Raw genomic sequence first — 20,530 nt, forward strand, 5'->3', positions numbered from 1 at the left:
AAAGCGGAACCATGACCGCTCGGAGAGGTGACGATGGCGAAATCGGGCAAGCCCCAGGACGCGGCTATCGCTGCGCTGTCGGCGGTCGAAGAGGCGTTGAATCTGGGCTTGGAGCCCACCGCCGAGGCCGCGACGGAAGCGGGCGAGAAAATCGCGTCGCCGGCCGAGGCGGGCGCCAAGCCCGCCGATAAGGCCGAGGGCAAGAGCCAGGCCAAGACGGCCCCCGGCTTCAACTTCAGCCTCCCCTCCTCGCGACGCCAAGATGCGCGCGACGCCGCGCGGGAGTCTGCGCGCCCGTCGGAAGGCTCCGTGGTCGCGTCCGGCCGCGCCGCGGCCAAGCCGCAGGTGGCTCCCGCCGGCGCGCCCGCCAATGACGATCGCCAGACCGTCGGCGAGCTGCGCGCCGCGCTGCAGGTCCGTCCCAACACCGCTATTCTCGGCTATACTTTCCTGTCCATCGCCGCCTGGGCGGTGCTGTGGACCCTCTTCGTCTATTTCAATCAGGGCGAGATTCTCGACCGCGAGAACGGCTCCTTCCTCGCGCCCAAGCCGGTGCTGACGCTGCTGGCGCTGCTCGCCCCCATCGTCTTTATTTTCGTGACCGGCGTGATGGCGCGCCGCGCCCATGAGATGAAGCAGGTCGCCAATTCCATGGCGGAAGTGGCGATAAGGCTGATCGAGCCGGAGACCATCGCCACCGAGCAGATGGTGACGCTGTCGCAGGCCATTCGCCGCGAGGCCGCCTCCATGGGCGACGGCATAGAGCGCGCGCTGGCGCGGGCCAGCGAGCTCGAGATCATCGTGCGCACCGAGGTCTCGAATCTCGAGCGCTCCTATTCCGAGAATGAGCGCCGCATTCGCGTGCTCATCGACGAGCTGACGCGCGAGCGCGAGGCGATCCTCGTCAACGCCGACAACGCCCGCACGGCGCTGCTCGGCGCGCGCGAGTCGCTGTCGGCGGAATTGCAGACCAGCTCCTCCCATCTCGCCGAGACGGTGAGCGAGGCCGGCGGCCGCGTGACCGCCGCTCTCGGCTCCAAGGGGGAGGAGATTCGTCTGGCGCTGGAGCGCGTCGGCGACGGCTTCAACTCCACGCTCTCGACGCGTGGCGAGGATATGGTGCAGCGTCTCTCCGTCGCCGGGGAGACGATCGCGGTCAGCCTCACTCTGGCCTCGGAGGAGGTCACGCGGCGCTTCTCCGACGGCATAGCCGAGGCCGATCGCAAGCTTCAGGAGCGCGGCGACGCGCTGGCGACCGATTTCGAATCGCGCGGCGCCTATGTCGTCGATCGGCTCGACTCCATCGGCGGCCATCTCGTGCAGGCGGTGGGCGAGCGCGGCGAGAGCTTCGTCGATCGTCTCGCGGAGACCAGCGGGCGCGTCGACGAGGCGATCGAGACGCATGGCGGCGCGATCGAGCGTTCGCTGCTGTCGGCTTCTGAAAATCTCGCGACCCAGCTCGCCGAGAAAGTGGCGGCGACCGAATCGGCCTTCCGCACGGCCGGCGACCGCCTCGCCGAGCTGCTCGAGGAAACGCGCGAGCGCGCCCGCGCCGAGCTGGAGGCGCATGGCGGCGGCCTCAACGAACGTTTCGCGCAGACGCTCGCCGAAAGCGCCAGCGCCTTCACCGAGCAGGCCGACGCTCTGCACGAGCGTTTCGCCGCCGTGGCCGGCGAGGCAATCGCCGCCATCGCTTCGCATGGCGATCGCGTCACCGACACGCTCGCCGATCGCCTCGGCGCCTTCGAGGAGAATGTCGTCGTCCAGGGCGGCGAGATCGCCTCGCGCTTCGCCGAGCAGGGCGAGCGCATCGGCGCGGCGCTGACGCAGGGCGTCGCGGAATTCGAGCAGAGCGTCGCGCAGCGCAGCGCCGAAGCGACGGCGCGCCTCGCCGAAGAGGGCGCGCGTCTCGGCCAGACGGTGGCCGAAGGACTCATGGCTTTCGAGGAACGTGTGACCGGCCATGGCGACGAGGTCGCGGCGCGTCTCGTTCTGCATGGCGACGCCATCGGCTCCGCCGTTGCGGAAGGTCTCGCGGCCTTCGAGGAGCGCGTCACCGGCCATAGCGAGGAAGTGGCGACGCGCCTGCTGACGCGAGGCGACGAGATCGGCTCCGCCGTGGCCGCCGGCCTCGCCTCTTTCGAGGAGCGCGTCGCGGGCCGCAGCGAGGCGGCGGCGGAGCGTCTTTCGGTCCAGGGCGAGACGATCGGCTCTGCGGTGGCGGCGGGTCTCGCGGCCTTCGAGGAACGCGTCCTCGGCCACAGCGAGGAAGTGGCGACGCGTCTCGTCACCCATGGCGATGCGATCGGCTCCGCGGTGGCGGAAGGCCTCGCGGCCTTCGAGGAACGCGTCCTCGGCCACAGCGAGGAAGTGGCGACGCGTCTCGTCACCCATGGCGATGCGATCGGCTCCGCGGTGGCGGAAGGCCTCGCCGCATTCGAGGAGCGTGTCGCCGGCCGCAGCGAGGATGCGGCCGCGCGTCTTTCGACGCAGGGCGAAACGATCGGCGCGGCGTTGGCGGCCAGCCTCGCGGCTTTCGAGGAGCGCGTCACCGGTCAGAGCGAGGATGTCGCGACGCGTCTCTCGGCGCATGGCGACGCCATCGGGTCGGCGGTGGCGGAAGGCCTCTCCGCCTTCGAGGAACGCGTCATCGGCCATAGCGAGGATGTCGCCAATCGTCTCGTCTCGCATGGCGACGCGATCGGCGCCGCCGTCACCGAGGGCCTCGCGGCCTTCGAGGAGCGCGTCGCCGGCCAGAGCGAGGATGTCGCGGCGCGGCTCGCAGCTCATGCCGACGCGGTCGGCGCCGCCGTCAACGAAGGGCTCGCGGCTTTCGAGGAGCGTGTCGCCGGCCAGGGCGCCGCAGCGGCCGAGCGCCTCATCGAGGAAGGCGCGCGCATCGGCCTCTCCGTGTCGGAGGGCGTCGCCGCTTTCGAGGCGCGCGTGCTCGGCCACAGCGAGGTGGTCGCCGATCGTCTCGTCGCGCAGGGCGATGCGATCGGAGCCGCGGTCTCGGAAGGCCTCGCGGCCTTCGAGGAGCGCGTGACCGGCCACAGCGCCGAGGCGACGGAACGTCTCGTCGCTCATGCGGAGCAGATCGGCTCCACCGTTTCCGGCAGCCTCGCCGTCTTCGAGGAGCGGGTCCTCGGCCAGAGCGAGCAGGCGGCCGAACGTCTGGTCTCCCATGGCGACGCCATCGGGGTCGCGGTCGCCGACGGCCTCGCCGCCTTCGAGGCGCGCATTCTCGGCCATGGCGAGGATGTGGCGCAGCGCCTCGTCGCCCATGGCGACACGATCAGCGGCATCGTCACCGAAGGCCTCGCCAAATTCGAGACGCGCGTTCTCGGCCAGAGCGAGGAGGCCGCCGCGCGGCTCACCGCTCACGGCGACGCCCTCGGCCTCGCCGTTGCGGAAGGCATCGCCGCTTTCGAGGATCGGCTCTCGCAGCAGCATGAGGCGACGCTGTCCAGCCTCGAGGAGCAGAGCGAGCGCGCCACGACGGCCGTCGCGGGCGGCCTCGAGGCCTTCCGCGAGGCGGTCGTGCAGCAGAGCGAGGAAACCGCCTCGCGGTTCCTGCAGCAGGGCGAGCGCGTCGGCCAGGCCATCGCCGAAGGGCTCGCCTCCTTCGAGGAGCGCATCGCCGGCCGCAGCGACGAGACCGTCCTGCGTCTGGTCGAGCGCGGCGACGAGATCGGCGCCTATCTCTCCCAGGGCCTCGCGGCCTTCGAGGAGACGGTGGTGCGCCATGGCGACGAGGTGGCGACGCGCGTCACCGAGCATTCGGATCGCATCGCTTCCGTGCTCTCCGAGCGGCTCACCGCTTTCGAGGAGCAGGTGGTGCGGCAGAGCGGCGATGTCGTCGCCCGCGTCACCGAGCAGGGGGAATGGGTCGACGGCGTGCTGGTCAATCGGCTGGACGCGCTGGAGGAGGCGACCGCGCAAGTCTCCCGCACGCTCGAGGAGACGCAGAGCCGCGCCGAGCAGGCCTTCACGGTCGGCGGCGCCGCGCTCGAGGCGGGCCTCGCCGCGAGCGTCGCCGATGTCGCCGCGACTCTCGCCGAGCAATCCGCCTCGCTGCAGGAGCGTTTCGCGGTCACGGCCAGCGAGGCGGCGCTCGCCATCGCCACGCAGGGCGAGCGCATCGAGGAAGCGCTCGCCGGCCGCATCGCCGCTTTCGAGGCCATGGCGCTCGATCAAGGCGGCGCGCTGGCCAATGCGCTGACGGCGAGCGGCGAAGGCCTCGCGCGCGACGTCGCCGAGCGCCTCGCCTCTCTCGACGAGACATTGCGCGGCCATTCCGCGCGTCTCGCGGCGCAGATCGACGAGCATACGCAGCAGCTCGCGGCCGAGCTCACCGAGCGTCTCACAGCGGTCGACTCGGCCATTGTCGAGGAAGGCTCCGCGCTGGTTTCCGCCATCGCCGCCAATGGCGATGGCTTCACGCGCGAGATCGGCGATCAGCTCGCCGCTTTCGACGAGGCGCTGCGCAATCGCGGCGGCGAGCTCAGCGCGCAGATCGGTGAGCATTCGCAGCGGCTTTCGGCCGAGCTCTCCGAGCGGCTGGCGGCCGTCGATTCGACGATCGTCAACGAAGGCGCGGCGCTGGTGGCGGCCATCGCCGCCAATGGCGAGGGCTTCACCCGCGACATAGGCGATCAGCTCGCGGCCTTCGACGAGGCGCTGCGCAATCGCGGCGACGAGCTCGGCGCCAAGATCGGCGAGCATACCGAGCAGCTCGCGGCCGAGCTCACTCAGCGTCTGACGGCGGTCGACTCGGCCATCGTCAACGAGGGCGCGGCCCTTGTGGCGGCCATCGCCGCCAATGGCGAGGGCTTCAGCCGCGACGTCGGCGAGCAGCTCGCGGCCTTCGACGAGGCGCTGCGCAATCGCAGCAATCTCATGGCCGCGCAGATCGGCGAGCACTCCGAGCAGCTCGCGGCGGCGCTCGCCGAGCGGCTCGCGGCGGTCGATACGACGATCATCGACCAGGGCGGCGCGCTGGTCGCGGCTCTGGCGGCCAGCGGCGACGGCGTCGCCCGCGGCGTGGAGGAGCAGCTCGCCGCTTTCGACGAGCGCCTGCGCCATCACGGCGGCGAGCTCGCCACGCAGATCGGCGAGCGCTCGCAGCAGCTCGCTTCGGCGCTGGCCGAGGGACTTTCGGCGGTGGATACGTCGATCGTGGATCGCGGCGGCGCGCTTGTCGCGGCGCTGGCGGCGAGCGGCGAGGGGGTCACGCGCGGGGTGGAGCAGCAGCTCCTCGCTTTCGACGAGCGCCTGCGCCATCAGGGCGGCCAGATCGCGGCGCAGATCGGCGAGCATTCGCAGCAGCTCGCGGCGAGTTTGGCCGAGCGTCTGGCCGCGGTGGACGCGGCCATCGTCCAGCAGGGCGGAGCGCTGGCCGATCGTCTGGCGGAGCGCGCCGACGAGATCGCGGCGCGCATCGGCGATCAGTCGCAGCGCTTGGCGGATGACGTCGGCCAGCGGCTGGCGGCCATAGACAAGACGATTTCGGGCGACGGCACCGCGCTGGTCGAATTGCTCGGCGCCCGCGCCGAGGAGATCGCCGCGGTCATGTCGTCGAAGATCGAGAGCTTCGAGACCGTCTCCAACGCCCGCACGCGGCAGGCGGCGGATCGCATAGATGCGCTGGTCGGGCGCGTCGATTCCGGGCTCGATTCGGCAGGCAAGGCTTTTCAGGACACGCTCGCCCGCCATGCGGTGGAGGTCGCGCGCGCCATGGGCGAGGGCGGCCGCGAGGTCATTCGCTCGCTGGACGAGAAGGTCAAGGATATCGATGCGGTGCTGCTCGCCCGCTCGACCCAGCTCACCGAGACGCTCTCCTCCAAAGCGGAGGAGATCAATTCCACGCTCGGCGGCCGCGCGGAGGAGATCGCCGGCACGCTGGACGGGCGCATCGGCGTCTTCGAGAACAATGTCGTCGGCCGCCTGGACGCGGTCTCCGGCGAGATCGGCGAGCGCAGCCGCGTCGTCGTCGAGACGATCAACGCCCGCATCGAGGAGATCAACGCGACGCTGGCCTCGGCGCGGCGCGATCTCGACACCACTCTGCACGCCCGCACCGGCGATCTCGGCCAGGCGCTCACCGAGCGCGTCGGCGAGATCAGCTCGACGCTGGAGCAGCGCCTCACGCAGATCCAGACGACGCTCGGCGATCGCGGCGGCGAGGTGACGCGGGAGCTCGCCAATGTCGGCGAGCTGGTCGCCCATGCGATCGAGAGCCGCGGCTCCACCATCGTGCAGCATCTCGGCGAGAAGCGCGTCGAGCTGGCGGCGGCGATCGACCAATCGGCGGAGGAGCTGAAGAAAGCGCTCACCGACGGCGCCGAGGGCTCCGTGCGGGCGCTGCTCGACGTCAATGAGAAGCTCCGCGCCGAGCTGCCCGAGGTGCTCGACCGGCTGGGCGAGACCAATTCCTCGCTGCAGACGATCATCTCGGCGGCGGGCGGCAATCTCTCCAATCTCGATAAGGAGCTCGGCGGCAAGCTGCGCGAGTTCCAGGGCGCGATCGAGACGGTCGCGCAGCATATCGCGACAGTGGGCGAGGTCTCGAGCGGCGTGATGCGCGACGCGGGCTCTGTGGTCGGCGCGATGGAGACGCATCAGCAGAGCCTGACGCAGAGCGCCGAGCGGCTGGCGCAGAGCCAGTCCGAGCTCGACGCGGCGCTCGACGCGCGCCGCCGCTCGCTGGAAAATCTCGTGCTGCTGGTCGAGGACAAGCGCCGGGATTTCGAGGACACGGTCGCCAATTTCTCCGGCCTCGTGGAGGAGAATTTCCGCCGGGTCGAGGAGCGCGCGCGCGATGTCGGCGGCTTCATCGCCCAATCGACGCAGGAGACGGCGGAGCTGGTCGACGAGCGCTTCGCCGCCGTGCGCGACGCCGCCTCGCGCGAGCGTGAGGAGACCGCCGCGGCGCTGCGCGCGGCCTATGATCAGGCCAATGACGAGCTGGCCGAGATATTCGGGCGGGCGACGGAGAAATTCGCCGCCGCCGCGACCGAGATTCGCGGCATGTCGGCGGAGATTCAGAGCGAGCTGGAGCAGACCCGCGCCGAGCTGCGTCGCGGCGCGCAGGAATTGCCGCGCGAGACGGCCGAGCAGGCCGCCGCGCTGCGCCGGGTCGTCGGCGAGCAGGTGAAGGCGCTCAATGAGCTGACCGATATCGTCGCGCGCTCGGGCCGCGCCTATGACATAGCGGAGACAGTTCCTGCGGCGGCCCCCGCCGCTCCCGCGCGTCGTGGTTTCGAGCCGCAGCCGCAGCCCGCGCCGGCGCCGGTCGCGCCGCCGCCGCCCGCCCCGCGCGCGCAAGAGCCGAGCTGGACCAGCCGCGCTCCGCGCGAGGAGCCGCAACGCGCCGCGCGGGCGATTCAGGCGCCGCCTCCGCCCCCGCCGGCTCCTCCGGCGCGGCCCGTCGCCTCAGCGACAGAGGATGGCTGGCTCACGGATCTCTTGGCGCGCGCCTCCCGCGACGAGGCTCCCGCCGCCGCGCCGCCGCGCGCCAATACGGCGGCCGGCCGCGCCAAGGCCGCCGGCGCTCTGGACAATCTCACCCTCGACATCGCCCGCATGGTCGATCATGCCGCGGTCGGGGAGTTCTGGGATCGCTTCCAGCGAGGGGAGAAGGGCCTGTTCACCCGCAGGCTCTATACGGCCCAGGGCCACCAGACCTTCGAGGAAATTCGTCGCCGCTACCGAGTCGATCCCGATTTCCACGCCACGGTCGATCATTATGTTCAGGAGTTCGAGCGACTCGTCGCCGAGACCAGCCGCAATGATCGCGATGGCGCGCTGACGCGTGGCTATCTCACCTCCGACGCCGGCAAGGTCTACACCATGCTCGGCCATGCGGCGGGCCGTTTCGAGTGACGCTCCCCGTCCAGGCGCCGCAAAAGCAGGCGCCAGGGCGGGCCATGGCGTCGTGATGGGTAATCTGTAACCTGTAATCCGTGTCCGCTTTCCGCCGGGTCGCCTCGGCGGCCGGACACGACGCGTTTTTTTTGTTCCAAATCGACAAAACTTGTCGGTTTGCGTACTCGATTGTGACATTTTCGCCACTCTCGAAAGAGAAAAAGCGCCAAAACCCGGATTCTGCTCGAGATCTAGGCAATTGCTTCCCTGTTCCGCTTGAGTGCCTAGGCGCTTTATCGCAACAATCACGACGAGAACGATTCCAGTATCGGGGAGCCTAAGACTATGAAATCCGTCCTGTTTGCCGGCGTCGCCGCGCTCGCGCTCTTTGCGAATGGCGCCTATGCGGCCGATGACGCCAAGACCGCCAAGCCCGAGCCCGCCAAGCCGCTGGTCGCTTGGCCGGAACCGAATCTCGACGTTTTCGACGCCGGCTTCGACTACGCCTATGGCGCGAAATTCATGTCGGACTATATCGTCCGCGGCATTTCCAACAGCGCCCACCGCCCGGCCGGCAGCGTTTATGAGGAGCTGCGCTACGGCTGGTTCTACACGGGTCTCGCCGCCACCAATGTGACGCTGGCCACGAGCCCGCTCGCCGAGATCGACATCACCGCCGGCATCCGCCCCACCTGGGGTCCGCTGACGCTGGACTTCGGCGCGATCTACTACGCCTATCCGAGCAACCATCAGCAATGGTTCATCGGCGGCGCGATCCCGGTCACGACGTTCAAGAACTCCTACACCGCCCTCCCCACCACGGCTTTCGACCCGAGCTATGTCGAGATCTACTTCAAGCCGAGCTGGGCGGTGAACGACTATCTGACGCTCGGCGGCCAGATCGCCTATGCTCCGAACTGGAACAATTATAGCGCCCATGCGCTGTATTCGGAGATCAACGCCAAGCTCGTCCCCTTCGCCAACACCGATTATTCGGGGCTGTCGATCTCGGGCGCCTTCGGCCACTATTACATCGGCAATTCCAGCCCGGCCTATGGCGGCAGCTATATCGATCCCGACTATGCCTTCCTGGCGACCGGCATTCTCGGCACCAAGGGCTTCAAATTCGCCAGCTACAACACTTGGAACGTCGGCGCTTCCTATAATTGGAACGTGGTGACGCTCGACCTGCGCTACTACGACTCCAATCTGACCCGCGCAGGCTGCTTCCTGAACACCTCCGACCCGTCGGGCAATTACGTCGCCTCGGTGAACACCATCACCGGCCAGAGTTCGTCGAGCTGGTGCGGCGCGCGCTTCGTCGCCTCGCTGTCGGTCGATTTCAGCTCGGCGACCTTCAAGTAAGCCCTCGCCGGCTCGCCTCGCGAAACGGACCCGCGGCGACGCGGGTCCGTTTTTTTGTCTGTCATTGCGTGAGGATTTCGACGTCCCGATCCTGCGTCGAGGTCACCTTGAACGTCGTCTGAAAGGTCTTGCCCTCGCGGCGGGCGATGGCGACATATTCGCCCTCGGCCAGCGCCAGCGACGGAAAGGCGCCGATCAATTCGCGGATCACGTCGCCGCCCGGCGTCAGCACGGAGAAGGAGGTGTTGGCCAGCGCCTCGCCGCCCGGCGCCTTCACCAGCTTCAGCGTCATTGTCGCAGCGCGATGGCGCAGCGTCGCCTCGGTGACCTTGCCGGCGGGCACGCGCAAATCGGCGGTGACGACGGAATTGGTCGCGTTATTGTCGCCCTGCGAGCCCTGGCTCACATCCAGAAGCGTCGAGACGATGTGATAGCCGCCCTCGGGCAGGCACAGCACCTCGCCGGACCGCGCATTGGCGAGCACCAGCTTGGCCTCGGAATTCCCTTTTTCCGGCACATAGATGGAGATGGCGAGCCGTTGCGCCGGCAGCTGATTGTCGCCCAGAGTGTCGATGAGCTTCAGTCCGCCGGCGTTGAGCGTCAGCCTCTCGCTGATATTGCGCCCATCCATGACGACGCGGCGCGTCGCCCCGGCGAGGCCGAAGGCGACATGGACGATATAGGCGCCATCCGGCAATTGCTCGGAAAAGCTCGCCTCGCGCGATTCGGCGACCAGCTTGCGGGATCCGTCCGCCTGCGCGGCGTCCTCGAAAATCCGCCAAACCAGACCGCTGCGCAGCGCGGCGGAATCGCTCTGCGTCAGCACCGCGGAGAGGCGCAGCGTCGCGCCAGCAGCCGGCTTCTCCTCCTCCGCCGGCGCGGGCGAGGATGAGGCGGGCTTGGCCGAGCGGCCTTTCTGCTGTGCGGGCGGAGCGGCGGTCTGGGAGGCCGCGCCGCCGGCGCCGGCGACGAGCATGGTCGAGGCGAGCAGCAACCTCGATGTGTGGAGGATGAGAAGCTTCATGCGCCGCAAATTGGAGGGAGGCGAGACGCCGGACACGACGGCCTATTGTGACGTCCGCCGTCCGCCCTGTCACTCCTCTCGATGAGCGAGCAAGGTGGAGGCGGCCGAGGCGAGATTGGCGACGGAAAACGGCCGAAATAGGAATTCCACCCGATGCCGTCCCTTGGCCGTCGGCACGCCGCGGAACAGAATATTCGCCTTCACGATCGGCGCCGGCGCGCCGTCCACCCGCGCCTCCCAGCCCGGATAATAGAGATCGTGGAGGACGAGCAATCCGTCCTTGTCCGATTCGACGTCGATGAGAATGCGCTCGTTCTCATAGGAGACGATGGTCGCTTTTCCCTCCGGCCCTCCGGCCGCCGCCGGATCGGCGAGGGTGGGGTCGAGCCTCGGAAGATCCGTCTGATCGACCAGCGCCTCACGGGCGCCATCGAAATCGGGAATATCGTCATCGGCGATCGCCGCATCCGAGTCGACGCCCGCGACATGGGTCGCGAAATAGGCGCGCGGCGCGGCGCGGCCGAGCTTGTAGACATAAATCTGGTCGGAGACGAAGATCGGCAGAGCGTTGGGGCGCGGCATATGCCGCGGCATGCGCGCCAGCGGGCGGCCGAGCACCAGATAATCGAGCCCGAGCAGCCGCGCCAGCTTGCATCGATAGCCGCGGAACGTGCCGGGATAATGCCGCAGATTGGGATCGACGGCGTTGTCGCCCGGCCCGACGGCGCGCTCATAATCGGCGATGCGCAGCGGATTATAGCCGAGCGTGTCCTCGAGACCGAGAATCATCGAGGCGTTCTGCCAGCCGCCCGGCAGGCCGAGGATTTCGACGCGCGGACGCTCGCCCTTGGCGGCGCGCTCGGAAATATCCTTGCGCAGGGCGGCTATGGCGCCGCGCTCGGCGGGCGAGGCCTCGTTGAGAACGGAATAGCGCGTCGCCGGCTCGGCGTTCAGCGGATCGGCGGCGTTGCGCCACAAGAGCTCGCCCCCGGTGAGGGCGACGAGAAGAATGGCGACGAGGCCGCGCTTGTCGAATTTGTCGCCGAGCCGGAGCGCCGCCGCCACAGCGCCGGCCGCGCCCAGCGACGCCGCCACGGCGATGAGCGATTCCACGCCATGGCCATGGGCGAAGGAGAAGGCCAGTCCGCCGAGGATCAGCGCCGAAGTGACGCCCACCGCCGCGGCGGCGAGCCCATGGGCGAGAGCGCGCGGCATTTTCTGAAAGGGGCGCGGCGCGCCATGGGCGACATAGCGATGCAGAAGATAGGCGGCGCTGAGCGCGAAACCGGCATTGAGTAGAAAGGCCGCGTCCGCCGGCCGGCGATACAGTGAAACGCCGGGGAAGAAATCATAGACGGCGGAGAAAACCGGCGTCCAGCGGCCGAAGGTGTAGACCAGCGCGGCGGCGAGCATGTAATGGAAAAAGCGCATCTCCTTGGCGAAGATGCGCCCGCCCGCGAGCCCGTGCCAGAAGCCGAGAACGACGGGCGCCGCGCCGATGAAGAGATAGTTGATGGCGCGATCGGTCCAGTCCGGCGCGGCGATCGTGTCATAGCCCGGACCCCAATAATCATAGCTCTTGTCCAGCGAGCCGAAGATATCGGGCGCGAGCAGAGTGGCGAGATTGACGGGCGCCAGCGAGCCTGCCGCCGCGACGCCGAAGGCGATCCCAGGCCGATTGGAGGCCGCCAGAAATTGCAGCGTCAGCAGCACGGGAACGGCGAGAATGGCGCCGCCCGTCGCGCCCGCGGCCAGCAGCGCCGGCCAGCGGCCGAGCAGATAGTCCAGCGGCCGGCGGGAGATCGCGGCGGCGTAGAGCAGGCGGGCGATCAGCACCAGGCAGAAGAGATAGGCGACCTGATCGCGCCCCAGCGCCATCAGGCTGGCGAGAATTCCAAAGCCGACGCCGTAGAGCAGGCGCGGGCGCTCCAGCATGACTTCCAGCATCAGCAGCGCGAGCGGAAAGAAGCTGTAGGAGATGATCATCCCCGTATGCTGGAGCCGTGAGGCGGCGACCCCGCCCAGCATGAAGATCATTCCCGCCAGCACGGAGGCCGAGGGGATGAAGCCGCGCCGCGCGCAGAGGGCCAATATTCCGGCGCCGCCCATCAGCAGATGCGCCAGCACGAAGAGATCGAACTCCTGCATCGTCGCGGCGGGACGCAACAGCGCCAGGAGGAAGAATGTCGGCGCGAAGATCAGCGATTGCGGATCGGCGACGGAGGGATGTCCAGCGAAATGATAGGGATTCCAGAGCGGCACGTCGCCCCGGCGCAGCGCCTCGCCGAGAAAGCGGAACATGGGATAGAAGTGATTTTTGGAGTCCCAGGGCACCACCGCGCCGCTCGCCGCCCATAGGCCGGCGGCCAGCGCCATGAAAAGGGCGACGCCCGCAAAGGCGAGGAGGGCGTCGCGACGCGTCCAAATATGGGCGTGGGTGGAATCGGGTCCGGCGAGCGCCCGACGCGTCTCCGTGAGCGCGAGCGGATTGTCCTCGGCGGTCAATGCGCCGAGCGGGCGGTCGCTGATCGACATTTTCGAACCTGTCTATCGCGAGCGCTCTGGCGGCGCCGGGGGACGGCGTCGCGCGATGGCGGCTCGCCTTTCACGCGGGAACGTCCGGGCAGGCGCGCGTCGCCGCGGCGACGGAGAATGCCCGGGCTCTGATGAAAAAAGCAGGATTTGCTGAAAAGCCGGCTCCCACCCTTTCCGAATTGGCTCAGATTGATTTCACCTTCATGAACTCATGATGAACGTTCGGGCGCCGCCTTCTATAACGCAGGCGCGTCCGCGGCGAAAGTCTGGTTTATCGGTGGGATTTGTATGGGGTCGAGCGCCAGCTTGCCGGCGAACCCGTCCCGCCGGGCGGCGCGGCATTGGGCGGCGAGGCCGGCTGTGTCGGCAAGATCGGCGAAAGGCGCGTCGATCGCCGCGACGCCGGCCGCCGCGGCGCCCAGCAGCAGCAGAGATCGGGCGGTGGCGAGCGGCGTGGCCGCGCCATCCGGCGCCGCTCGAAGGGCGCGACGCAGTGGCTCCGTATCGAAGGCCAGCGCCTCGAGGCGGGAGGAGGCGCCGCCATAGGTCGAAAGCGCGAATATGGCGGCGGGCGTCTGCGTCGCCAGGGCGATGATGCGCGTGGCGCCGTCGGCCCGGCCGCATTCGGCCTCCGCCACAGCGAGCTTGGCGGAAAGATGCTGCACGCTCGCTCCGCCGCAGGCCTGTGGAAGAAAGACCCCGTCTGCCCCCGCCGCGACGATCGCCGCGAGATCGGCGTCTATGGCGGCGCCGGCGAGCGGCGGGACCAACACATAGACGCCCAGCCCCGGTGGGCGTGGACGCTCGATGAGCGCGACCGCCTGTCGCCGTATCGACTCTCGGGCAGGGTCTGCGGGATCGCCGAGATCGAGCGCCAGCGCATCGGCGCCGCTGGCGAGAGCGGCGGAAAAGGTCTCCTCGCGCGGGGCGACGAAAAGAAAGGACCGCATCTTCGCTGCTTCCGTCATTCGCCGCCGTGATCTTAAGCGGGCATTTACCATAAGTCGCGATTCTGCCCATGATCGCGTCAAGTCCGGTCGAGCACATAGGGCGGAGCCCAGAGCGCCGATGATCGTAAGAAATTTTCTGCAATGGGCGCAAACCGCGCCGACGGCCCTCAGAGTGGAAGGCGCGGCCGCCCTGGCGCGCGCCTATCTGGTGAGCGATCTCGACGCCGCGATGAAGCGCGAGGCGGAGACGGCGCTCGGCGCTCTGCTCGACGATCCCTCGCCGCTGGTGCGCCGCGCGCTCGCCAAGGTCTTCGCCAGCGCGCCCAACGCCCCGCATTCCATCATTTCGGCGCTCGCCAATGATCAATCGGACATCGCCGCCATGGTGCTGTCGCGCTCGCCGCTGCTCTCCGAGAGCGAGCTCATCGATTGCGCCGCGATCGGCGACGTCTTCTCGCAGAGCGCCATTGCGCTGCGCGCCCATGTGCCCACCGGCCTCGCATCGGCCATCGCCGAGATCGGCGCCTGCGAGGCGCTGATCTCGCTCGCGGTCAATCCCGGCGCCGAGCTGCCCGCCTTCGCCATGCGCCGCATGATCGAGCGTTTCGGCGATGACGCGCAGCTGCGCGAGGCGCTGCTCGGCCGGCCGTTTCTGCCGGCGGCGGTGCGCGTCGATCTCGTCGAGGCGACCGCGGAGAGCCTCGCCTCCTTCGTGCTCGATCGCGATTGGCTGTCGCCCGAGCGCACCCGCCGCATCATGCAGGAGGCGCGCGACAAGGCCAATGTCGTCATCGCCGCCTCCGCGGACGATGGCGAGGGCCGCAGAGGCGTGCGCATGCTGGTCGGCCATTTGCGCCGCAAGGCGCGGCTGACGCCGAGCCTCGCTCTGCGCGCGCTGCTCTCCGGCAATCGCGCGCTGTTCGAGGCGACGCTCGCCGAATTGTCCGGCGTGGACGAGGAGAAGGTCGCCGGCCTGACGCGCGATTACGACGGCGCGGGTTTCGCCGCGCTCTATGCGCGCGCGGGAATGCCGGCCAATCTCCTGCCGGCCTATCGCGCCGCGCTGGAGGCGCAGCGCGCCTTCGGCTACGCGGGCGCTCCTTCCGGCGCGCGCCTGTCGCTGGCGATGGTGCAGCGCGTGCTGACATCTTGCGATCACGTCAATTCCGGCGAGCTGGATCGGCTGATGGCGCTGCTGCGCCGTTTCGAGGCCGAGGCGCTGCGCGAGGACGCGCGCGAGGCGGCCGCCGCTCTGACAACGCCGCCGCTCGTCGACATGGCGGCGCTGGAGGCGCAGCTGCTCGTCGCGGCGTGAGGGCGGGGCGCTGTTGCGGCCCTAGCTCTCCTGCTTCAGTGCTTGCAGCACGACGGAGAAAGGCAGCACGAGCGAGAGCGGCGCGTCGAGAAGACGCGACGCCCCATAGGTTTCATACCATTGCGCGGCCGGATCGCTCTTGGCGTCGATCAGCAGAGCGACGCCGCCCACTTCTCGCGCGACCGTCACGCAACGCTCGGCGGCGCGAAGCAGCAGCCGTCCGCCGAGCCCGCGTCCTTGCACGCTGCGATCCACGGCGAGCCGACCGAGACGGAAGGCCGGGACTTCATAGCGGCCGAGACCGCGCGTCACGACAGAGGGCGCGCGGCTGAATTCGATCGATGCGGGGCTCAGCGTATAGAAGCCGAGGATGCGGGCCGGCGCGTCGCGCGGCGTGGCGACGAAACATTTCGCGCCGCCGCTTTCATGGTTCTGGCGCGCGTAGCGCTTCAGATAGGTGTCGAGGATGTCCTCGCCGCATTCGAAAGCATTGCGGTCGTGGCGCTTGCCGAGCGGCGCCTCCTCCCAAAGGAGGGCGGTCACTCGAGAACGAAGCCCGCCTTGGCCGCACGGATGAGGCGCGCGGGCGGGTCCGGCGGATTTTCGAGCAGATCGAGCACGCGCAAGGAATCGCGTTCCGACAGCGACAGCTTTTCCGATTTCGAAATGACGGCGCGGGCGCGCGGCAAGACGGCGCGCAGGATGAAGCTGGTGAGATCTAGTCGCTCGAGCGCGGCGGCGCGCGCCAGCACGGCCTTGTCCTCGGGCGCGAGCCGAAGCTCGACCCGGCCGCTGTCGATATGTTCGCGGGGCATGGTCCTCACCTCTCGGCCGAGCATACGGATTGTATCCGTACATAGCAAGAAAAGCTCGGCAAAGAAGCCCGGTCTGGCTAGACCGTGGTCTTTCGCTATCTGGCGATGCCGCCACCGCCGTATCTCAATAGCCGAACTGCTCGCGCAATATTCTCTCCTCCAGCGAATGCCCGGCGTCGTGCAGCAGGATGAGATCGGCGCCGTGATCCATCTCGATGTCGACCTGCAGCGCGTCGCGGAACTCGTCGTGATCGGCGACGACGGAGACGGGGCGCTTCTCCGCCTCCAGCACCTCGAGCCGCACTTTGGCGGCGTCCGGCAGCAGCGCGCCGCGCCAGCGCCTCGGGCGAAAGGCGGAGATCGGCGTCAGCGCCATCAAAGGCGCGTCCAGCGGCAATATGGGGCCATTGGCGGAGAGGTTGTAGGCGGTGGAGCCGGCCGGCGTCGCCACCAGCACGCCATCGGTGATGAGCTCCGGCAGGCGTTCCTTGCCATTCACCAATATGCGCAGCTTGGCGATCTGCGAGCTCTGGCGCAACAGCGAGACCTCGTTGATCGCATGGGCGGCGAATTCGTCGCCATGCGTGTTGGTCGCGCGCATCAGCAGCGGATGAATGATCGAGGGCTTGGATTCGGCGATGCGCTTGCGCAGCCCGCTCTCGCGATATTCATTCATCAGAAAGCCGACCGAGCCGCGGTTCATTCCGTAGATGGGCTTGCCGGCGCCCATGAAGCGATGCAGCGTGCGCAGCATCAAGCCGTCGCCGCCGAGCGCGACGATGCAATCGGCCTCCTCCGGCGGAACCTCGCCATATTTGGCGACGAGCCGCGCCCTCGCCTCATCGGCCTCCGGCGTGCCGGAGGAGAGAAAGGCGAGATGCTTGTGATTGTTCGGCGTTTCGCCGGACGCGGACATGGGTGGACCTGGCTCGGCGGGGGCCGCGCTGGCGGCGGCGAAGGCCGAACTCCATACACCCGGCGAAGTCGGAAGGAAACGGGAGCGGCGAGCGCGCCTGTCGCGACGTCGATCCGATCGCGGCAGCGACGCGTCTACTTATGCCGCGCCAGAAACGCAGCCGCCTCGCGCAGCGACGCGCGCGCCTCCGGCATGAAGGCGGCGCCCAATTGCCAGCCATGCGGGACGCGCGGAAAAATCTTCAGCTCCACGGATGTTCCCGCCGCTGCGGCGCGCTCGGCGAGGCGGCGCGAATCGTCGAGCAGCAGCTCGTCCTCGCCCACATGCAGCAGGAGCGGCGGCAGGCCGGAGAGATCGCCGAGCAGCGGCGACGCCTCCGGGTCGCGCGCGCTCGCTTCGCCGAGATATTGCCGCGCGGCGAGCCGCAGCGCGCGCCGCGTGAAGATCGGGTCCTTCCCCTCATTGTCGCGCGTCGAGGCGCCGCTCGTCGAAAGATCGGTCCAGGGCGAGAACAGCGCCGCCGCGCGGGGGAGCGGCAGGCCGCGCGCGCGTAGCCGCAGCATCAAAGCGAGCGCCAATCCGCCGCCGGCCGAATCGCCGGCGAGCGCCAAAGGTCCGCGCGCGGCGAGGCGCTCATAGGCGGCGCTCACATCGTCGAGCGCGGCGGGGAAACGATGCTCGGGCGCCAGCCGATAGGCTGGGGTGAAGACATCGAAGCCGGCCTTCGCGAAAAAGCGCGCGGTCGAGCGATAGAGGCGCGGCGCGCCGGCCATATAGGCGCCGCCATGCAGATAGAGCAGCGTGGCCTTCGGCGCCTGCGCTCTGATCCATTCGCCGGGGATTTCGGGATCGGCTTCGGCGGCGCCGGCGGGCGGCCAGGGAAAGCGCAGATTCAGCGCTTGCACGGCGTCCGTTCCTCCGTCGCCGCAGATGTGCGGGCGCAGGAAGCGGCGCAGAAAGCCGCGCGCGAGACGCGCCGAAAGGCTCGCCATGGCGGTCTATTTCGCGGCCGGCGCCGGCGGCGGAGCGGCGGGCTTTTCGGCCGGCGGAATGGTCGTCTCCAGCAGCGCGTCGAGCTTTTCGTCCACGAGGCCGGCGGCCTTGGCGCGGCTGTTCCACAGCATGGCCTCGGAATGATTCTTCTCGACGCCGAGCCCTTCGGCCAGCAAGCGCGCCAGACGATTCTGCGCCACCACATTGCCGGCGGCGGAGGCCCGCCGCAGCAGCTTCACCGCATGGGCGCGGTCGCGCGCGACGCCGGCGCCGTTGAACTCCATGATCGCGAATTCCACCATGGCGGCGGTATGGCCGGCCTCGGAGGCCTTGCGCAGCCAATTGGCGGCCTCGGCCGGATCGGCCGGCGCGCCGCGGCCGTTCTTGTAGAGCAGGGCCAGCGCATAGGCGGCGTCGGAATTGTCCAGCTCGGCGGCGCGGCGAAAATAGGCCTGCGCCTTGGCGAAGTCCGGCTCCTTGCCCTCATTTTCGAGCCAGAGCTCGCCCAATAGCTCGAGCGCCGCCGCATGGCCTTCGGCCTTTTCGAGATAGGTTTTCGCGAGCGCGCGGTCCTTGGGGATGTCGCGGCCGGTGAGCGCCGCTGCGCCGAAGAAATAGGCGGCGTCCTTGCCGCCGGCGTCGGCGGCGCGGCGGAACCATTGCATCGCCTTGGCGCGGTCGCGCGCGACGCCCTGCCCGTCGAGATAGAGCCGGCCGATCAACGTGAGGGCGGCGGCGTCTCTGGGATTTGCGGCGAGGCGCTTTTCCGCCTCGCCCATGGCGGCGATATAGTCCCCGCGCTGATAGGCGCCGAAGGCGAGATCGGCGGCCGGCGGCGCCGGCTCGGCCGCGAGCGCCGGGGAGACGAGCAGGGCCAGCGCGAAAGCGAGGCGCTTGCTCATTTCGCCGCCTCTCGGACGATCCGCGCCGCCTCGCGCATGGCGTCCGCCGGACCGCGTGGATCGTCCCACACTGCGGCGTCCAGGCTCACGAATTCCGCGCCGGCGGCGGAGAGCGGGCCGACCTCGGCGAGGCTATGCGCCAGCGCCACGCAAGGCGTGTTGAAAATCTCCGCCCACCAGGCGACGCGCTCGGCGGTCCATTGGAGAGAAGGCGGCGCGCCGTCCTCGCCTATATCGCCGAAGAGGAGATAATCGGCGCCCGCCTCGCCGGCGCGCATGGCCTCGTCGCGCGAGGCGAGAGCGCCGACGCCGACGATGAAATCGGGCGAAAGCCGTTTGATCGCCGTGGCGAGGCGCTTCTCGTCATAGGGAAGATGCAGCCCATCGACGCCGTAGCGCGAGACCAGCTCCGGCTCGCCCTCGATGATGAGCGCGACGCCCGCCGGCTGCGCTATGGCCGCGACGGCGCCTATCGCGCGCTCGGCCGTCGCAGGAGGCATGGTCTCGAGGCGCAGCAGCAGGCTCGCGACCTCGGCGGCGGCCAGCGCGGCGGAAAGGCGCGGGAGAAAGGGCTCGACCTCGGCGAGACGGGGCGTCGCCAGATAGAGGCGGGCGAAATCTTCGGACTGATCTTGCGGCATCGCTTCTCGTTGTTCGGTCGTGCTGTCTTCACGCGAACCGGCTCCCGCCGCGCTCGAAAACACTCTAGAGCCGGGCGGCGGCCGACTCAAATCGGCGCGAATCGGCGCCGTTGTATGGCGCTGCGAAGCGGATTATGCGACGGGGCGCAAGAATCGCATGAACGGCGAAACGCATGAGCGACGAGACGGCATGAGCGGCCCGCGCATATTGATCGTCGATGATGAGCCGCAAATGCTGCGCGTGCTGCGGCCGGCGCTCGTGGCGAGCGGCTATGAGACGCTGGAGGCCGCAACCGGCCGCGAGGCGCTGAAGGCGATCGCCGCCAGCGCGCCGGACGCCGTGCTGCTCGATCTCGGCCTGCCGGATATGGACGGCAAGGAGGCGCTGCGGCAGGCGCGCGCCTTCTCGCAAGTGCCGATCCTCATACTCTCGGCGCGCGACCGCGAGGCGGAGAAGATCGCCGCGCTCGACGCCGGCGCCGACGATTATGTGGAAAAGCCCTTCTCGATCGGCGAATTGCTGGCGCGGTTGCGCGCGGCGCTGCGGCATGGCGCGAAGACCGTGGCCGAGGCCGCCGAGATAGAGAGCGGCGGGCTGCGCATCGATCTCGCGCGGCGGCGGGTGACGAAGAATGGCGTCGCCGTGAAGCTGACGCCCAAGGAATATGAGCTATTGGCGACGCTCGCGCGTCACGCGGACCGGCTGCTGACGCATCGCCAGATTCTGACGGCCGTATGGGGGCCGGCGCATGGCGAGGACACGCAATATTTGCGCGTTTTCATCGGCCAGCTGCGCGCCAAGATCGAGGACGACGCCTCGGCGCCGGCGATCCTTCTGACGGAGCTGGGGGTCGGCTATCGTTTCGTGAAGCTCTGATCGTTTCAGCGCGCCTTGCGGCAGACGATGCGGAGCGCCTGACCCTTGGCGAGGCCGCTCTCGGACTCGACGGGAACGAAGCGGCAGCGGTCCTGCGCGTGCTCGGCGAAGGCGAAGGCGGCCGGCTCGGCGATGGGCGCTGCGCTGCGCGAGAGAAACGCCTTGGCGCCGGCGAGAGCGACGGTCGCGCCCAGAATGACGAAGGCGATTTTTATCGCGGAGCCGGTCTCGACGGGGCGCGAGGCGAATTCGGAAACGGCGAAGGTCATTGTCTCATCCTCGGTTCGTGTCGTGCTCGGTTCGTGTCGTGGGCGGCGCGCGCCGCGCGTAT

14 protein-coding genes are annotated in these 20,530 nt (G+C 69.0%); 4 read left to right on the forward strand and 10 right to left on the reverse strand.

Translation table 11 applies throughout. The features are described 5' to 3' along the window. The first annotated feature begins 33 nt into the window (after positions 1–33). On the forward strand, positions 34–7,884 hold the full coding sequence (locus tag GYH34_RS03385) for an apolipoprotein acyltransferase (RefSeq protein ID WP_161912359.1): 7,851 nt from the start codon (positions 34–36) through the stop codon (positions 7,882–7,884). Positions 7,885–8,211: 327 nt separating this feature from the next. Then, positions 8,212–9,231 carry a TorF family putative porin gene (locus GYH34_RS03390; RefSeq protein ID WP_161912360.1) on the forward strand — a complete coding sequence of 340 codons (1,020 nt, stop codon included), beginning with the start codon at positions 8,212–8,214 and terminating at the stop codon, positions 9,229–9,231. Positions 9,232–9,292: 61 nt separating this feature from the next. Here GYH34_RS03390 and GYH34_RS03395 read toward each other — a convergent pair whose 3' ends face one another. From GYH34_RS03395 to GYH34_RS03405, 3 genes are all read right to left on the reverse strand, one after another. Further along, the gene (locus GYH34_RS03395) at positions 9,293–10,255 is read right to left on the reverse strand and encodes a hypothetical protein (RefSeq protein ID WP_161912361.1); all 963 of its coding nucleotides are present in this window, start codon (positions 10,253–10,255) and stop codon (positions 9,293–9,295) included. 69 nt (positions 10,256–10,324) lie between these two features. Beyond that, the gene (locus GYH34_RS03400) at positions 10,325–12,790 is read right to left on the reverse strand and encodes a YfhO family protein (protein WP_174242357.1); all 2,466 of its coding nucleotides are present in this window, start codon (positions 12,788–12,790) and stop codon (positions 10,325–10,327) included. 236 nt (positions 12,791–13,026) lie between these two features. Beyond that, complete coding sequence (locus GYH34_RS03405) at positions 13,027–13,740, reverse strand: aldolase/citrate lyase family protein (protein WP_161912362.1); 714 nt, start codon at positions 13,738–13,740, stop codon at positions 13,027–13,029. A 118-nt stretch (positions 13,741–13,858) separates the two neighbouring features. Between GYH34_RS03405 and GYH34_RS03410 the strand changes: the two genes are divergently transcribed. Further along, positions 13,859–15,055: a DUF2336 domain-containing protein gene (locus GYH34_RS03410; RefSeq protein WP_161912363.1), complete on the forward strand. Its 1,197-nt coding sequence runs from the start codon at positions 13,859–13,861 to the stop codon at positions 15,053–15,055. 21 nt (positions 15,056–15,076) lie between these two features. Here the strand turns inward: GYH34_RS03410 and GYH34_RS03415 are convergent, their stop codons facing one another. The 6 genes from GYH34_RS03415 to GYH34_RS03440 form a co-directional block, all read right to left on the reverse strand. Then, on the reverse strand, positions 15,077–15,598 hold the full coding sequence (locus GYH34_RS03415; protein ID WP_161912364.1) for a GNAT family N-acetyltransferase: 522 nt from the start codon (positions 15,596–15,598) through the stop codon (positions 15,077–15,079). After that, positions 15,595–15,870 carry a DUF1778 domain-containing protein gene (locus GYH34_RS03420; RefSeq protein ID WP_161912365.1) on the reverse strand — a complete coding sequence of 92 codons (276 nt, stop codon included), beginning with the start codon at positions 15,868–15,870 and terminating at the stop codon, positions 15,595–15,597. Before GYH34_RS03420 ends, GYH34_RS03415 begins: the two co-directional genes overlap by 4 nt. A 124-nt stretch (positions 15,871–15,994) precedes the next feature. Next, positions 15,995–16,786 carry an NAD kinase gene (locus GYH34_RS03425; protein ID WP_161912366.1) on the reverse strand — a complete coding sequence of 264 codons (792 nt, stop codon included), beginning with the start codon at positions 16,784–16,786 and terminating at the stop codon, positions 15,995–15,997. A 134-nt stretch (positions 16,787–16,920) separates the two neighbouring features. After that, positions 16,921–17,778: an alpha/beta hydrolase gene (locus GYH34_RS03430; protein ID WP_161912367.1), complete on the reverse strand. Its 858-nt coding sequence runs from the start codon at positions 17,776–17,778 to the stop codon at positions 16,921–16,923. 6 nt (positions 17,779–17,784) lie between these two features. Beyond that, a complete protein-coding gene (locus GYH34_RS03435) occupies positions 17,785–18,681 on the reverse strand; it encodes a tetratricopeptide repeat protein (protein WP_161912368.1) in 897 nt (298 codons plus the stop codon). Next, positions 18,678–19,322, reverse strand: coding sequence for a thiamine phosphate synthase (locus GYH34_RS03440; protein WP_161912369.1), 645 nt, complete (start codon positions 19,320–19,322; stop codon positions 18,678–18,680). The genes GYH34_RS03435 and GYH34_RS03440 overlap by 4 nt, the downstream gene beginning before the upstream one ends. Before the next feature lie 190 nt (positions 19,323–19,512). Between GYH34_RS03440 and GYH34_RS03445 the strand changes: the two genes are divergently transcribed. After that, on the forward strand, positions 19,513–20,199 hold the full coding sequence (locus tag GYH34_RS03445; RefSeq protein ID WP_161912370.1) for a response regulator transcription factor: 687 nt from the start codon (positions 19,513–19,515) through the stop codon (positions 20,197–20,199). A 5-nt stretch (positions 20,200–20,204) separates the two neighbouring features. On the opposite strand, the gene GYH34_RS03450 is transcribed toward GYH34_RS03445, so the two are convergent. Beyond that, the gene (locus GYH34_RS03450; protein WP_161912371.1) at positions 20,205–20,468 is read right to left on the reverse strand and encodes a hypothetical protein; all 264 of its coding nucleotides are present in this window, start codon (positions 20,466–20,468) and stop codon (positions 20,205–20,207) included. Positions 20,469–20,530 lie beyond the last annotated feature (62 nt).

The sequence above is a fragment of the Methylosinus sp. C49 genome, from assembly GCF_009936375.1.
Taxonomy (GTDB): Bacteria; Pseudomonadota; Alphaproteobacteria; order Rhizobiales; family Beijerinckiaceae; genus Methylosinus.